Raw genomic sequence first — 16,090 nt, forward strand, 5'->3', positions numbered from 1 at the left:
TCTATCCTTACTTGATTTATTATACTATAAACATGGGTGGGGCTTTTTAATGCTAATATTTTTTTCATACCACACCTACCAGCTTAACCGAAATTTATTTGTCTACAAAAAAGCCCAACGACAATAGCCGCTGAGCTAAAATTTTGACTTGTTTATTAATGATAAATTTATCGAACTCCTTAGGCTAAGCTATTGTATAAGAAAAATAACATTTCGCTCGTAACTGGATGGCTGTATGTTAAATTCGTCAGTGATTCATAAGGCAAATTTTCTCTCATAGCTAAGCTGAGTAAGTTAATAACCTCTGGCGAATTTTCAATATACAGCGTTGCGCCTAGAATTTGGTGAGTCTCCTTGTCCACCACGGTTTTCATAAATCCTGTGGTATCACCGGTAATTCTTGAACGCAGTGTGCCTGATGCCGGTAAAAAGCTCGTTAAAACATTGGCTTTGTCAACTTGTTCTTCATGGACACCGATTGAAGCCACTGGTGTGTTTAAGAACAAAACTAGTGGATAGACCGCTTGTTCTTTGGAGACGGTCAGCTGTTTTTCACCGTATAAAAAGTCCGCAATAATGCGATTATCAGAAAGAGAAATATAGGTGAATTGGCCACCGCCTTTGACATCTCCTTCAACAAAGATGTGAGGAATATTAGTCTGCAAATGGTCGTTGTATTTGATACCTTTATCATCGTACTCGACACCCGCCGCTGCCAAATTTAAGCCCTCGGTTTGTGGACGCCGGCCGGTAGCAACTAAAATTGCGTCGGCTTTAATGCTTAGGGGTTCTTTTTCTCCAAGGGTAAATAATACCTCAGCATCATGGGAGCCATCAACAATTTCTTCAATCGTTGCGCCTGAGAAAATCCGAATGCCTTCTGCAGTCAAATTTGCTAAAATTGCGTCGGCAGTTTCCCGGTCATATTTCGGCAAAAAGCTTGTGTAAGTGTCTAAAACAGTGACTTGCGTACCAAAGTTATTATAAATCGTCGCCATTTCCAAACCGATGGCGCCGCCACCGATAATGGTTAAACGATCCGGCAAATCAATTAATTCCATAATACTAGTGCTATCATATGCATATTTACTGTCTTTTAATCCGTTGATTTCGGGATAAGCGGTGGTGGCGCCGGTATTAATAATAATTCGTTTTCCAAATAAGACGGTTTCGTTACCAGCCACATCCGTCACCTTTACATGATGCTCATCAACAAAAGAGCCTTTGCCATTAATAATATCTGCTCCGCCATCAGCAATCATATGGTAACCGACGGAACGTAAATTCTCAACGGTCGCCATTTTTTCTAGCACGGCTTGACGATAATTTTCTTTTTGCGAGAGTGCTTGATCAGGATGTTGTGAAGCATACAAAAGTTCCTTAGAAGGAATACAGCCTATTGTGAAACAGGTACCTCCATAGCGCTCACGACTTGCCTCAATCACAGCCACACTTTCTCCGTGGGCGGTCATGGTATTAGCTAATACTTTAGGTCCTTGGCCGAAGCCGATAATAATATTATCATATTTTTTCATGGGTCATCCTCCTGTCCTGATTCGTGTTGCCAGTATACTACCAAAATAAAAAAGAAGTAACTCATTAGCCTTAGCCAATGAGTTACAGGTGAGTTGAAAAAGGAGAATCCTCTCTCAATTTTTATTTAATAACAGGTCTGATTAGTTCAAGTCATCTTTGACTTCTGTGTAAAGGTCAGCCCGTTTACCAGAGGTTGCCAATGTAGAAAGAGCGGCAGAGGCAGTGTGGTCAAAGCTTGTTTCTTTCATATCAGTAACTTCCCAAACGCCAGAAGAGAATGGAGTTTCGTAGTCGCCGGTTGAAGTATTTTCAATGGTGATTACATACATATCATTTTCCATCGTAACAGTAGCTTTCAAGTAGTTATCAGAAGTACCATATACTAAATCGCCATCGTTAGCTGTCACAGCGGTTGAAGTCGTTGCATCAGGAGCGGCAAACAAAGCGATTTGGTCAGTGATATCCACTGTGTCAGTATCCTCAAACATTGAAGAGCTCAAAGCAATACCGTCTTCAGATTCAGGAGCAAAGTACCAACCTTTTTCACCAGAAGCTGCGTGCATAAAGGCAAAGTGTAAATATTCTTCGCTGCTAGAAACCGGCACTTCAAAAGTTACTGTATCGCCTGGTAATGTAATTTCTGTTGCAGAACCATCTGAACTTGTGTCGCTACCGATAATTTCGCCAGCTGTTGCGCCAGTAGCAGTTGCTTCACTAGAAGAGCTAGTGCTCATGGAAGAACTCATAGAAGTCGATTCACTTGTGCTGCTTGAGCTGGATGAAGTTGTGCTTGATCCACAAGCGGCTAATAAAACTGTTAAGGCTGCAAGGCTAACCCCGCTAATAATTGCTTTTTTAAACATAAATAAACATCTCCTTTATTTTTGTACGACTGAGTACGTTCATTAGTCTATTCCCCGGCTCTTTTTTCGTCAAAACCTTGACTTGCATCTGCTTTTTAGCAAATTGTTTTTTTCTTACTCCCTAGATTCAATAGCATAAAAATTATTGAAATATGAAAAAAACAAAGCGGTTTTCTTTAAAAATCTTTCAAAAAATAATAATTTAACTAAAAAACGAAACTCACTATCCGCCTCTGTCGTTTTTAGCTAAATCTATAAAAAAAGTGAACGCAGGCAACTGGATTTGTTAACATTCAAATAGAAAACGTTTTAATTACGGTCATTATTATTTATTATCCCTTGTTTAAAAGAATACTAATTTTGAATTCAGTTGATTTGATTAACTGATGAGACGATAATTTCTTTTAGCTGCTTAATACTTCATCGTAAAACCAACAGATGTACTTGATTGCAATAATCTTTTATATTCAGCCAAGTGCAGCTCATCCTGCTGACATATCGAATACAATGATTTAAATTTTCAACGTCTAGCAGAACAACCTAACTCAACACTACAAAGTAAGCGGATTCTATTTTATAATAGAGTTATCAACGAAAGGAGCGTTTGCATGAATACTTTTCCAAAGGATTTTTTATGGGGGGCGTCCACCAGTGCTTATCAAGTGGAGGGGGCTTGGAATGAAGATGGCAAGGAGCCGTCCGTTCAAGATGTCCGGCCGCCAGTTCCGGGGACCACGGATTTTAAGGTTGCCTCTGATCACTATCATCAGATGAAAGAAGATGTTCAATTATTTAAAGAATTGGGCTTGAAGGCTTATCGTTTTTCGATTGCTTGGACGCGGGTGCTGCCAAATGGCAAACTCAATCCTGCGGGGCTACAATTTTATCAGGACTTAATTGATGAGCTGCTGGCTAATGGCATCGAACCTATTCCAACGGTTTTTCATTTTGATTTGCCGGCTTCGCTACAAGCCCAAGGCGGTTGGAGTAATCGGAAAACAATTGATGCTTTTGTCGAATATTGCCAAGTGCTTTTTGATAACTTTGGTGATCGAATCAACTATTGGCAGACCATTAATGAACAAAATATGTTGGTGTTTGCCGGTGCAGCCATCGGCGGAGAGCAAGCCGATTGGAAGGATGTCTTTCAGGGCAATCACCATATGCTAGTAGCGCAAGCCAAAGTGATGAAGCTTTACCATGAGGGCCATTATCCTGGCAAAATTGGCCCAGCGCCAAACATCGCCTGTGTGTATCCCAAAACAGAAGCGCCAGAGGATATGCTGGCGGCAGAATATATGTCGGCTATTCGCAATTGGTTGTTCTTGGATGCGGCAGTTTTTGGCACCTATAATACAATGGCTTGGCATATTCTAGAAACGCTCCACGCAGCACCTGGAGTGACCGACGAAGATCGCGAAATCATGCTGGCGGGCACCGCTGATTTCATCGCTTTTAATTATTATAATTCGATGACCGTTTCCGGAGCGAATACCACAGGAGGCGGTGCTAAAGATCAGCAATCTGGTTTTTCACTACCGGGCTTTTTCCAAATGGAACAAAACGAGCATTTGAAAACCACGGCTTTTTCCAAATGGGCCATTGATCCAGTGGGCCTGAGAACTACAGCACATCAAATTTATAGCCGTTATCGGCTGCCGTTGCTAATTACGGAAAACGGCTTAGGCCAAGAGGATGTCTTGACTGAAGATGGTCAGGTGCATGATGATTACCGGATTGATTATTTGAATGACCATATCCAACAAGTCTACTTGGCGATTCAAGATGGCGTCGAATTATTCGGCTATTGCCCGTGGAGCGCCCTTGATTTGATTAGTACCCATGAAGGCTACAAAAAACGCTACGGCTTTATTTATGTCAACAGGGACGACTTTGATTTGAAGGATTTAAAACGCTATAAAAAAGATAGTTTCTATTGGTATCAAAAAGTCATTCAGAATAATGGCTTAGCTTAATTTATTAAAATAAAAACCAGCTGCCGCTGTGGAAACCTAAATTGCTTTAGGACCACAGGAGCAGCTGGCTTTTTATTTGCCGGCGTACTTATCGATATTTTCTTCAATTTTCTTTTGCGGCACCGCCCAGATAAGCAGTACCAAAGTATTGATGTCAATCACCAGAATTGGCGCCACAAAGTAGCCTAAGAGCAGGCCTAAAATATTGGCCCCAATCGAAATAAATAATTTCGTATGGTCGCTATTCAGCACACCAATCGCCGAATTTTTGCCGTTGGCCTTCACCAGAGTCGTATTTAAAATATAATAGGCCACATTAGCGCCGAGGGTGACGAATCCGTAAACAGCTTGTGGCGGCCAAGCGAAAAGGCCTTCTCCTACCCAAGCCGTCGCAAAAGGAAACAGAGACAAGGTGAAAATCAAAAAGTTGTTTGCCCATAAGACTTTACCATTGATTCGGTGAACAATTTGAAACATATGGTGGTGATTGTTCCAATAAATGGCCAAGGTGACAAAGCTGATGACATAGACCAAAATCTTATGTTCTGACTCAAAAAAAGCACTCCAAGTTGGCTCGCTGGGTGTAGCGATTTCCAACACCAGTAAAGTCATGACAATTGCAATCACCGCATCAGTAAACGCCTCAATCCGTGTTTTTGACATTTTTTATCTCCTCACATCTCTCTATTATCTAATTTAATATTTTAGGCTTTTTCAGCTTTTTTTGCGAGATTTTACTCTTTTAAGAGGTCTGAGAAGAAAATCAGTCTTTAGATGGATGTCGATAACACGCGTTCTTGTTAAAGTATATATATACTAATTCAAGAGAAATGAGGCAGATTATTATGAGAAGTTCATCCCCTATTGTCAATATATTAAAAGTTATTGGTTTGTTTATCGTGGCAGGTATTGTCTTAAATATCCTCTTTGGTTTAATCGGCGGTATTCTCTGGGTGGCTGTGAAAATTGCTCTGCCAATCGCTCTAGCTATTTGGCTGGTTCGCTGGCTGACAACACCAAAAGATTCCCGCCGCAGATATTATTAAACACTGCGAGCCCGGTTCACATAAAATTTAACTCACGTACTTCCTTCTAGCGGGAGTCCGTGAGTTTTTTTATTCGCAACAGCCTCTTTATTTCAGCGAAAAATTCCCAGATTTTGCAAACAACCTAAAATAATTTAAAAAAATGTTTGCGTTTCCAAATAATTGTGCTATGATACATACATATTAATTACAGGCATGTGACTGGTAATGCAGGCAGGACCTAAATAAGTTGTTAGTCTAATTCTCTAGGGATGGACTGTCGATTTATTTAAGTGCTGCCTTTTTTGCGTCCATTCGGCCAAGTGGATGCAGACAAATTAGAAAAGAGGGATTGTATGAACTACCAAGAAACAGCAAAAGAAATCGTTCAAGAAATTGGCGGGAAAGAAAATGTCTCCCACTTGGAGCACTGCTCCACTAGATTGCGTTTTACATTAAAAGACAGCAAGAAAGCTGATAAAGCGGCGCTGGAAAATATCGACGGCGTGATGGGTGTGCGCCAAAATGTGCAGACCCAAGTTATCATCGGCAATGAAGTTGTCGAAGTCTTTGATGAAGTCAAAAAAATAATCGGCGACACAGTAGACACTGGCGGCTCAGAAAATAATGGCCCCAAAGAAAAACAAAAAATCGGCGCCGTCGTGCTTGATTTTATTATTTCAGTTTTCCAACCTTTGATTCCAGCGATTGCCGGTGGCGGAATTTTACGTTCGCTTTTATTATTAGCTTCCCTGCTAGGCGTGATGAGCGACCAAAGCTCGACTTATCAAGTCTTGTATCAAGTCGGCGGCGCTCCCCTTTATTTCTTGCCGATTCTCGTGGCGATTACGACCGCCAAAAAATTAAAGGTCAATGAACTTGTTGCGGTCTCAGTTGTCGGCGTGATGATTTTACCAAGCTTGACGGCGATGATTTCAGAAGGAACCTCCCTGTTATCCTTTTGTATTGAAAACATTGACTATGGCTCGCAAGTATTTCCAGCCATCTTAACGGTTCTGTTTTATTCTGTTATGGAAAAATTCTTCACCAAATATTCCTTCAAGGCCATTCGGATTTTCTTTGTGCCGATGATGAGCTTGTTGATAACAGCGGCAGTTGCCCTATTGGTTTTGGGCCCACTTGGCTTTAATGTCGGAACAGCCTTTTCTAGTGTAATTGTTGCCTTGTATGAAAACTTAGGTTGGGTGGCAACTGGTTTACTGGCTGCCGTTTTACCATTGATGGTCGTAACCGGGATGCACAAAGCGATGATTCCTTATGCGGTTTCTTCTATGAGCGAGCTGGGGATGGAACTGCTTTATCTGCCGGCATCATTGGCTCATAATATTTCTGAATCTGGTGCCTGCTTTGCTGTCAGTTTGAGAACAAAGGATAAAAAATTACGGGCAACAGCCATCTCAGCCGGAATTTCTGCTTTGTTTGGTATTACTGAACCTGCTTTGTATGGGGTGACAATTCTCCATAAACGTGTGTTATACAGCGTGATGCTTTCCAGTTTAATCGGCGGCGCTGTTGCTGGGATTACAGCAATTCGAGCCTTCGCCTTAGTCGGACCTGGTTTAGCCAGTATCACGATGTACGCTGATCCAAGTAATGCGATGAATCTAGTTTGGGCTTTTGTCGTCTTCGGTCTTTCTTTTGCGCTATCCTTTGTCTTTGTCTTAGTTTCCTTTAAAGATGCCAAAGCAGCAGAAGCTACCCCGGAAGAAACAACTTTGCCGCAAAATTTAACAGCTGATTATACAGAAACATTGATGAGTCCAGTGACTGGTAAAGTCATTCCCTTGTCAGAAGTTAAAGATGATGTGTTTTCCAGCGGCATGGTCGGCGGCGGTGTCGGCATTGTTCCAGAAGAAGGAAAATTATACGCCCCAGCTGACGGTGAAGTGACGATGGTTTTTGAAACTGGTCATGCCTTGGGTTTACGTTTAGACTGCGGCGCTGAAATTTTATTCCATATCGGCCTTGATACCGTCCAAATGCAAGGTACTGGTTTTACTCCAAAAGTTCAAGCGGGTGACCGGGTGACCAAAGGCCAATTGCTGATTGAATTTGATATTCAAGCGATTCAAGCAGCCGGCTTTGATGATACAGTCATCTATGTGGTGACCAATCAAGATAAATTTACGGTTGAACCACTGCAGGAAGATACCAATGTCACCAATGAATCAAAATTATTAACGATAAGTTTAGCTTAAAAAAAGAATCTCAATAGTGTAAAATACAAAGGAGAAATATTATGACCAACAATGCATTTCCAAAAGGATTTCTATGGGGCGGCGCCATTGCCGCGAATCAAGTTGAAGGTGGCTGGGACGTTGACGGCAAAGGCATGTCTGTAGCTGATATTGCCTCTTATAAGCCCAATGTTGACAACACCAATTACGCGGCCCACTGGGAAGTGACCACTGAATCAATTGAAGCAGCGATTGCGGATAAAACCGACAAATGGTATCCCAAACGCCGAGGCATTGACTTTTATCACCGCTACCAAGAGGACTTAGCTTTGTTTGCCGAAATGGGCTTTAAAACACTGCGCTTATCAATCGCTTGGACGCGCCTGTTTCCGACTGGCGAAGAATTGGAACCAAACGAGGCCGGTGTTGCTTTTTACGAAAATGTTTTTAAGGAAATGAAACGGTTAAACATTGAACCGATTGTTACCTTGTCCCATTATGAAATGCCCGTTGCCTTGAGTTTAAATTACAACGGCTGGGTCAATCGTCGGGTGGTTGACGACTTTGTCCGCTTTGCGAATGTTTGTTTTGACCGCTTTGGAAAATATGTAAAATATTGGCTGACCTTTAATGAAATTGACAGCATCCATCGTCATCCCTTCACCACGGCTGGCATTATTCCTGACAAAAGTGCGGCTGGTCAATATGAAGCGGACATTTACCAAGCTTTGCATCATCAATTTGTAGCCAGTGCACTGGTCACCAAAGATGCCCATGCAAAAATTCCCGGCAGCCAAGTTGGTTGTATGTTGACCAAACTGATGACCTACCCATTAACCTGTGCGCCGCTGGATGTCGAGCTGACATTGAAGAAAAATTTAGAAAATGATTTCTATGCGGACGTACAAGTCTTTGGCGAATATCCAAAAATGATTTTGAAGGATTTGCAAACACGCCACGTTATGCCAGAAATGGTTGTTGGTGATTTAGAAATATTAAAAGAACACACTGTTGATTTTGTTTCCTTCAGCTATTATATGTCGATGGCTGAATCTGCTGACCCGAATGCGGAAAGAACTCCGGGCAATACAGTATTGGGCGTGAAAAATCCTTATCTGCCTTCCACTGAATGGGGCTGGCAAATTGATCCAAAAGGCTTGAAAATCTCCTTGATTGAATTATACGATCGCTATCATTTGCCGTTAATGATTGTTGAAAATGGTATGGGGGCTGTCGATAAAATTGAGGATGGTAAAGTCCATGATGACTACCGGATGGAGTATTTCACCGCCCATTTTAAACAGATGAAAGAAGCGATTGATGAAGGTGTTGATTTGGTCGGCTACACTAGCTGGGGCCCGATTGACTTAGTCAGTGCCGGTACATCGCAAATGTCCAAACGTTATGGTTTCATCTACGTCGATGCCGATGATGAGGGTAATGGTACCTATGACCGACTGCGGAAAGATTCTTTTTACTGGTACCAAAAAGTCATTGAAACAAACGGAGCTTCTTTAGCAGAATAATTTTTTAAAGGAGGTGAACTGGTGAGCGTTATCAAAAAAGTTCTCAACAGCAGTGTGGTCCTCGTCGAAAAAAACGGCCAGGAAATGATTGCGCTGGGCAAAGGCATCGGCTTTGGCAAAAAAGCCGGCGAAGAAATTTCTGATGAACAGGTGGACAAGATTTTTTTGGAGGCCGACGAACAGAAACCTTCCCAACTTGCAGAACTGGTGGGGGAAATTCCCTTTGAGTTTTTTGAATTGACCCGCGACATCATCCAAGATGCCCAAGAAAAGTTGGCAAAGGAGCTAAACAGCAATCTTTATTTAACTCTGACCGACCACCTGCATTTTGCCGTTGAACGGGGCCAAGAAAACTTGCCGATTACCAACCGCCTCCATTGGGAAATTAAAAGCTATTATCCAAAAGAGTTTGCCGTGGCTTTAACCGCCTTGGAAAAACTTAATCAGACCTATCAGATTGACTTGCCAGAAGAAGAGGCCAGCAACATCGCCTTTCATTTAATTAATGCGCAAGTCAGCCAAACTGATGCAGCTGATGGCTTTCGCTATGCCAAGATGACGGGCGAAATCGTCAACCTAGTTCGTTACTCGATTCAAAGGGAATTGGATACAAATTCTCTACATTACACGCGTTTTATCACCCATGTGCGCTTTTTCGTGGAACGTTTCTTCTCAGAGAGCCTGTTGCACGAAGGCGAAACGGCCCTCCACGACCAGATGTGGAATCTATTTCCTGAAGCGGCCGAAATTGCCATCAAGGTCCGGGACTTTTTGGAGAAGACTTACAAAAAGACGATTCCCAACGAAGAAACATTTTATCTGGCTGTCCATATCAATCGCTTGTTGAAGCATATGGGTTAGTAGCTTTGATTAAAAGTAAAAAAACTCCGCCAATTCTGAACTCTGAAGTTGCCTCTAAAACTATTTTTAGGACAGCTTCAGTAGATACAGCTGACGGAGTTTTTTTTTATTAAAGTGATGAATGCTAAACTATAAAGTAAGTATTTCTTATCTTACCTCTCTTTTGAACTACCATACTCCCTTCAACCAGATTTTCGCTAGTACACATCCTTTGAATCGTTATTTTCTGATTCCCTAGATTTTTTCTAATTGGTATACTGAAGCTCATATTTGTTCTGTGCTGGCTGTAATTCACATCTAATCTAAATCATAATAAAATTCTAAATTGACTTTTAAAATCGAATACAAACGTATTCAATCGTGCTATAATAAGGCTAAACAAAGAGGGAGTTGATTTTATGACGACGACGACTGTTCGCATGCCTGAAGAGGATTATAAAAAAGTAAAAATGATGGCTGCCTTTGAAGGAATAACTGTTTCTGAATTTATGCGTAAAACTATTCTAGAGCAAGTTGAAGATTCCCTTGATTATCAAGAAGGACTTGCAGTTTTAGCGGAAAAAAACGACCGTATTTCTAGAGAAGATGTAATAAGAGGGCTCTCAGACTGATGTATACTTGGAGTTTTGATAGAAAAGCTTATAAGGAATTTAAAAAATTAGATAAAACTATTCAAAAACGATTAGTGAAATGGTTAGACGAGCATATTCAAGGCTCCGAAAATCCGCGGCAATGGGGGAAAGCTCTCGATGGTGAGATGAAAACACTTTGGCGCTATCGTGTCGGTGGCTTTCGTCTGATTGTGGATATTATCAACAACGAATTTATCGTCCTTGTTATTAAGACTGGAAAGCGCAATGACATCTATAAGAAGCAGAACTGAAAAGTAGAAAGCTTAGTGTATTAAGCCTTCTGCTTTTTTAGCTTTTATATTACAGATTCACTACTAGCTTTTCAGTAGGATTTCCCACCATTTTTTTGATAGCTTTGGTTTATTTTAAATTAGTAATGGCTGCTTTTTATTTTAAGAAATCAATCTCTGATATTGAAAGATTGCCTAACTAAATAAAATCAGACCCATCAGCAGCAGACAAGTAAGTATGAGTACTTGCTAGTTAATAGAATAATAACAAGACCAACTAACCAGATAAGTTAAGAAAAAAAACCTCCCGAATTGCTTTCACCAACTCGGGAGGTCAACACTAGCTATATTCGATTAAGCATTGATTGCCATTAAAATATCCCGCAATACATAAATAATAATTAAGTGTAGCGGGTAAAAATAATAAAACAAATTCCTCTGCCACACAGCACCGCTGCCACCCCGCTGGCCATTGTAGAAATAAATAAATGGCAACACGGTAATCATCATAAATTCATTGTCAAAGGTGAGGACTTGATAGAGACTGCCCATATCTGGCAACGAAAGAAAATTGAAGATGCCATGGGCCAAAAGCAGTCCGCTAAATAAAGAAACGCCAATGGCAATCTTGCCGAATTGCCCTCTAAAGAAATAGAAAATCAGCGCCATCACCAGCTCATAGGGACCGCCTTCGCTAAAGAGTAAAAATGGCAGTATCAAAATTAGTACAAAACTCAGCAGAATTCTTTTCTGCCAACTGAGACCCTTTTTCAAAATGGTCTCTAAGAGCCAAATCAGTGCAAACAATAATGCCAGTGTCATAAAAATATTTTGCCCCTGAAGCAGTAGGAAAACATCAAACTCACCTGTATAGGGATTAACAAAACTGGTTTGCGTTATCAAATTGTGGGCTATATTGATGCCATACATGCCGATGCCGCCGATAAATAATCGTAGAAAATATCGCTGGCGATTACTGGTATGCTGAAAGCCCTCAACAAGCATAAACACAAACAGTGGCGCAACAAAGCGGCCTAGTAATGAAACCCAGAGTGGCCAGCCTAAAAAATTTCCTAAATAACTATTTACATGGTCAATCACCATAAAGATGATGCCAATTATTTTCAAATCAAAACCTGATAAAAACTTCTGCATAAATTCCCTCCTGCTGTTATTTAACTTTCACAGTGTAGCATGAAGTTTCCCCTGAAAAATCCTTTTCTCGGCTGATTTTTAAATCAGCCTTAAGATGGAGCTAGCGGAAACACTTTGCTTCAAAGCAAGCGCTGAAAAATCGGCCAAGACAAAAAAAGTCTGGTGAAATGTTGCTATCATTTCACCAGACTTTCTTATTCATTTTTTACCCTAAAGCTACATCCAAAATCATCATAATCAAAAAACCGACCATCACACCAAAGACCGCAAAATGGCGGCGGCTGGTGATGCTTTGTTGGGCTTCGGGAATTAATTCCTCCACCACTACATAAATCATTGCGCCGGCTGCAAAGGCTAAAGCATACGGCAGCAAAACCGTTACCCGGCTGACTAATAAAGCACCGATGACACCGGCAATTGGTTCAACAATGCCTGAAGCCTGACCGTAAAGAAATGATTTCCAACGGCTGAGGCCTTCTTGCCGTAAGGGAATCGAGACGGCGGCACCCTCAGGAAAGTTTTGAATCCCAATCCCTAGGGCTACCGAGATGGCGGCTAGAACAGCTGCGTTTGGATTATCCGCAGAGGCTGCTGCTCCAAAGGCCACTCCAACGGCCAGCCCTTCAGGAATATTGTGGAGTGTAATCGAAAAAACCAATAAAATGGTTCGTTTTAAATGGGTCGGAATCCCCTCAGTTTCATGATTGGGTCCAAAGTGCATATGGGGAATCGTCTTATCTGAAATATAAAGAAATAATCCGCCAAAACCAAAGCCGATTGCCACCACTAACCAAGCGATATCGCCATTTTCCTCCGCCCGAGCAATGGCCGGATCAAGAAGTGACCAAAAACTGGCCGCAATCATCACACCTGAAGCAAAGCCCAGCATAAAATTCAAGACTTCCTTTTTGATATTTTTAAAAAAGAAGACCAGCCCCGCTCCAAAAGCGGTCATTAAATAAGTGAAACCTGTCCCCACCAGCGCCTGTTGCCAAGGACTTAACGCAAATAACCACGCTAACATAATTTCCCCTCCTTTTTCATTTTCAATTCTTAAAAATAAAAAGTCAAAATAATCGCTAACCCAAGAGTACCATATTAGAAAACGAATTTCTAGGCTCGCCTAAACTATTCAAGAGCATTTGTTTTCTTTTAAAAATTATCCGCGTTATAATGACCTCAGAAATCCTAAAAAAGATATTGGAGTGATAGAAATGGCAAACAAAATTAATGCCGGTGTCGCAATGATTAAAGTCTTCGAATCTTGGGGAATTGACCATATCTACGGAATCCCTGGTGGTTCATTTAATTCAACGATGGATGCTTTATACAAAGAACGGGAATCAGTTAAATACATTCAAGTACGTCATGAAGAAGTTGGGGCTCTTGCCGCTGCTGCTGATGCCAAATTAACTGGCAAAGTTGGTGCTGTCTTTGGTTCAGCTGGCCCGGGCGCTACGCATTTAATCAACGGCCTATACGATGCCCAAATGGATCATGTACCAGTCGTTGCCCTATTAGGTCAAGTTGCTTCAACAGCGATGAATTATAATTCCTTCCAAGAATTAAATGAAAATCCAATGTTCGCTGACGTCAGTGTTTACAACCGCACTGTCATGACGCCAGAAAGTCTGCCCCACGTTGTCGATGAAGCCATTAAAGCAGCTTATAAATACAACGGCGTTGCAGTCGTGACCATCCCTGTTGATTACGGCTATGCAGAAATTGATGACTTAGAAATTTCAACTGCTAAAAATCATAAAAAAGGCGTGATTCAACCAGATGAAGCTGATTTGAAAGCTGTCTTGCCTTTGATTGAAGCAGCTGAAAAACCAGTCTTGTATGTGGGTCAAGGTGTCCGCGGCGGAGCAGATGCCGTGCAAGCCTTCTCTGAACATTTTTCAATGCCGGTGGCTGCCGCTGTTTTAGCCAAAGGAATTATTCCTGACAGCTATCACAACTTTTTAGGCTTTGCGGCTCGGGTCGCAACCAAACCCGCCAACGAAGCGTTAGCCGATGCTGATTTTATTTTATTTGTCGGCAGTGATTTCCCATTTGCTGCTTACTTCTTTAACCCAGCTGCCAAATTTGTTCAAATTGATATTGATGCTTCCAAATTTGGTCGTCGCCATAAAACTGATTTAACTGTACTTGGCGATGGCGCAACGGCTTTACGTAAATTAGTAGAATTTGGTAAAGCTCGACCAGCGGATGCTTGGTTAGCTGCCAATCAACAAAATATTGTCAATTGGCGGGCTTGGTTACAAAGCCGCGCAGATGTGACTGAAGGTGAATTATCACCAGAACCAGTTTACAAACAAGTCAAACGCATCGCTGAAGACAATGCTGTCTTTGTCACAGATGTTGGTAATTCAACTATTCAATCGATTCGCAATTTAGATTTAAACGGCCAACAATTACACACGACTTCTGGTTGGTTTGCAACTATGGGAAATGGAGTACCTGGCGGGATTGCCGCTCAATTAAGTTTCCCTGACCGCCAAGTCTTTACCTTTAGTGGTGACGGTGGTTTTGCCATGGTGATGCAAGACATCATCACCCAAGCCAAATACAAATTGCCAATCATCAACATCGTCTTCTCGAATAATTCCTTTGGCTTTATTGAAGCCGAACAAGAAGACAGTGGCCAAAAAGAATTTGGGGTCTTCCTAGAAGGCGCTGACTTTGGTAAGGCCGGCGAAGCCCTTGGCGCAAAAGGCTTCACCATTACCGAAATTTCTCAATTGCCAGCCGCCTTTGATGCAGCTAAAAACAGTGATGGCCCAGTCGTAATTGATGTTAAAATCAAAAACGATCGCCCATTACCGGTGGAAGATTTGCATTTAGACCCTGACAAATTCCCAGCAGACGAAATTGCCGCCTTCAAAGAACGTTATGGCGTGCATGACCTGCCAACATTAAATGAATTGTTAAAATAATATTCTGAAAATAAAAACAAAGCACAGCGGGTAAAATCGCTGTGCTTTGTTTTTCTATTCTTCAAAATCAAGGCAAACCCGATTTTCCACTACACTACTGGCCCAATTACTCACCGGCACATGCTCCGGATGAATTTGGTAGGCTGCCAATGCCTCAGCACTTTCAAATAAGCTGTAGACTGCCACATCATGATTACTAGTTGGCAATAAATCCAGCACCACCTCAAAGGAAATGAATCAAGGAATAATCGCCTTTAACCCTTCTAAATTCCGCTTCAACTGCTCTGCATTCTGGCGTTTTTCAGCAGCCGAAAATTTCTGTTTTAAATTCCAGCTGATGATGTGTCTGATCATCTGTCAACCTCCTTTATTTTATATTTTTAATAACTTAGTTTTCTTGAGTATATTCCAGCATAATCTTAGTCTCTTCAGCAGTTAAAACATTCCTAGCGAAATTTTTTGTAGCTAAAGAAACTGTCCCTTGATTATTATAAAATAGATAGTATACTTCGCCTTCCAAATCATTATAAGAATTGATACTTCCATCCTCCGTATCTTCTTCTTGATAATATTTCGTCAACTCAATTTCCGTATTTACTTTTACAATGCGTACTGCTCCATCCGTCCCAATTCCGCCAAAAATTTCGATTTCTTTAGTGGGAACATCTTTAAAACTTATCACGTAAACAATCCCATTCTCCTGAGAGTCCGTAGCATCATATGGATATATGGTCAAGCACAATCCTAGAGCATAGTATGGTCCTTCACCCAAAGTTATTTTATTCGGATTGTTAACGCCACTGGCAACGAAAACAGCTTCATCAGATATCGGATGAGCTCCGCCTTCATCCCGAAAGTTAATTAATTTTTCTATATCTACGGCATAAGGAAATTCACTGGATTCTGTCTGATCTGCAGTATTCTCGAAGACTTTTTCTGTATTTTCCGTTGTACTTGCCAGCGTACTTTCAGTAGTCGATATTGATACTTGAGTGTCACCAGTCTGTTCTGTGTTTCTACCCTTTTGGATGATGGCAGCTATCAATACTAGAACCAAAGCCGTAAAAAAAATTAAAGCTGCAATCATCCATTTATTTTTTTCCTTTTTAGTAGCTTGAAATTCTTTTCTTCCCATAAAAACACCCCTTA

Annotated in this window: 15 protein-coding genes; 8 read left to right on the forward strand and 7 right to left on the reverse strand. The window is 41.3% G+C overall.

Features of this window, described 5'->3' with window-relative positions; translation table 11 throughout:
* Positions 1-179: 179 nt before the first annotated feature.
* Both ACYSNU_RS04575 and ACYSNU_RS04580 read right to left on the reverse strand, forming a co-directional pair.
* Positions 180-1,535: a dihydrolipoyl dehydrogenase family protein gene (locus ACYSNU_RS04575; protein ID WP_461736023.1), complete on the reverse strand. Its 1,356-nt coding sequence runs from the start codon at positions 1,533-1,535 to the stop codon at positions 180-182.
* Between the two features lie 141 nt (positions 1,536-1,676).
* Positions 1,677-2,399 carry a hypothetical protein gene (locus tag ACYSNU_RS04580; protein ID WP_461736024.1) on the reverse strand — a complete coding sequence of 241 codons (723 nt, stop codon included), beginning with the start codon at positions 2,397-2,399 and terminating at the stop codon, positions 1,677-1,679.
* 608 nt (positions 2,400-3,007) lie between these two features.
* Between ACYSNU_RS04580 and ACYSNU_RS04585 the strand changes: the two genes are divergently transcribed.
* Positions 3,008-4,375 (forward strand): glycoside hydrolase family 1 protein, encoded by a 1,368-nt coding sequence (locus tag ACYSNU_RS04585; protein WP_461736025.1) that lies wholly within the window; start codon positions 3,008-3,010, stop codon positions 4,373-4,375.
* Positions 4,376-4,447: 72 nt separating this feature from the next.
* On the opposite strand, the gene ACYSNU_RS04590 is transcribed toward ACYSNU_RS04585, so the two are convergent.
* Entirely contained in the window at positions 4,448-5,038 is a 591-nt protein-coding gene (locus tag ACYSNU_RS04590; RefSeq protein ID WP_461736026.1) for a TMEM175 family protein, read from the reverse strand.
* Positions 5,039-5,220: 182 nt separating this feature from the next.
* Here ACYSNU_RS04590 and ACYSNU_RS04595 point away from each other — a divergent pair, with 182 nt between their 5' ends.
* The 6 genes from ACYSNU_RS04595 (at position 5,221) to ACYSNU_RS04620 (ending at position 10,868) form a co-directional block, all read left to right on the forward strand.
* Positions 5,221-5,421: a hypothetical protein gene (locus ACYSNU_RS04595; protein WP_265459409.1), complete on the forward strand. Its 201-nt coding sequence runs from the start codon at positions 5,221-5,223 to the stop codon at positions 5,419-5,421.
* Between the two features lie 335 nt (positions 5,422-5,756).
* Positions 5,757-7,619: a beta-glucoside-specific PTS transporter subunit IIABC gene (locus ACYSNU_RS04600; protein ID WP_461736027.1), complete on the forward strand. Its 1,863-nt coding sequence runs from the start codon at positions 5,757-5,759 to the stop codon at positions 7,617-7,619.
* Positions 7,620-7,660: 41 nt separating this feature from the next.
* Positions 7,661-9,124, forward strand: a complete 1,464-nt coding sequence (locus ACYSNU_RS04605) for a glycoside hydrolase family 1 protein (RefSeq protein WP_461736028.1) — start codon at positions 7,661-7,663, stop codon at positions 9,122-9,124.
* A gap of 21 nt (positions 9,125-9,145) precedes the next feature.
* The gene (locus tag ACYSNU_RS04610) at positions 9,146-9,985 is read left to right on the forward strand and encodes a PRD domain-containing protein (protein ID WP_461736029.1); all 840 of its coding nucleotides are present in this window, start codon (positions 9,146-9,148) and stop codon (positions 9,983-9,985) included.
* Positions 9,986-10,383: 398 nt separating this feature from the next.
* Positions 10,384-10,596 (forward strand): type II toxin-antitoxin system RelB family antitoxin, encoded by a 213-nt coding sequence (gene relB, locus ACYSNU_RS04615; RefSeq protein WP_461736030.1) that lies wholly within the window; start codon positions 10,384-10,386, stop codon positions 10,594-10,596.
* Complete coding sequence (locus ACYSNU_RS04620) at positions 10,596-10,868, forward strand: type II toxin-antitoxin system RelE family toxin (protein WP_461736031.1); 273 nt, start codon at positions 10,596-10,598, stop codon at positions 10,866-10,868. Before relB ends, ACYSNU_RS04620 begins: the two co-directional genes overlap by 1 nt.
* Before the next feature lie 333 nt (positions 10,869-11,201).
* Here ACYSNU_RS04620 and ACYSNU_RS04625 read toward each other — a convergent pair whose 3' ends face one another.
* Positions 11,202-12,002 (reverse strand): TraX family protein, encoded by an 801-nt coding sequence (locus tag ACYSNU_RS04625; protein WP_461736032.1) that lies wholly within the window; start codon positions 12,000-12,002, stop codon positions 11,202-11,204.
* A gap of 205 nt (positions 12,003-12,207) precedes the next feature.
* Complete coding sequence (locus ACYSNU_RS04630) at positions 12,208-13,026, reverse strand: ZIP family metal transporter (RefSeq protein WP_461736033.1); 819 nt, start codon at positions 13,024-13,026, stop codon at positions 12,208-12,210.
* Between the two features lie 190 nt (positions 13,027-13,216).
* On the opposite strand from ACYSNU_RS04630, the gene spxB reads away from it, so the two are divergent.
* Positions 13,217-14,941: a pyruvate oxidase gene (gene spxB / locus ACYSNU_RS04635; protein ID WP_461736034.1), complete on the forward strand. Its 1,725-nt coding sequence runs from the start codon at positions 13,217-13,219 to the stop codon at positions 14,939-14,941.
* A gap of 54 nt (positions 14,942-14,995) precedes the next feature.
* Here spxB and ACYSNU_RS04640 read toward each other — a convergent pair whose 3' ends face one another.
* Positions 14,996-15,163, reverse strand: coding sequence for a Dabb family protein (locus ACYSNU_RS04640; protein ID WP_461736035.1), 168 nt, complete (start codon positions 15,161-15,163; stop codon positions 14,996-14,998).
* A gap of 166 nt (positions 15,164-15,329) precedes the next feature.
* A complete protein-coding gene (locus ACYSNU_RS04645; RefSeq protein ID WP_461736036.1) occupies positions 15,330-16,076 on the reverse strand; it encodes a hypothetical protein in 747 nt (248 codons plus the stop codon).
* Positions 16,077-16,090: the final 14 nt, after the last annotated feature.

The sequence above is a fragment of the Enterococcus sp. LJL120 genome (assembly GCF_054871765.1).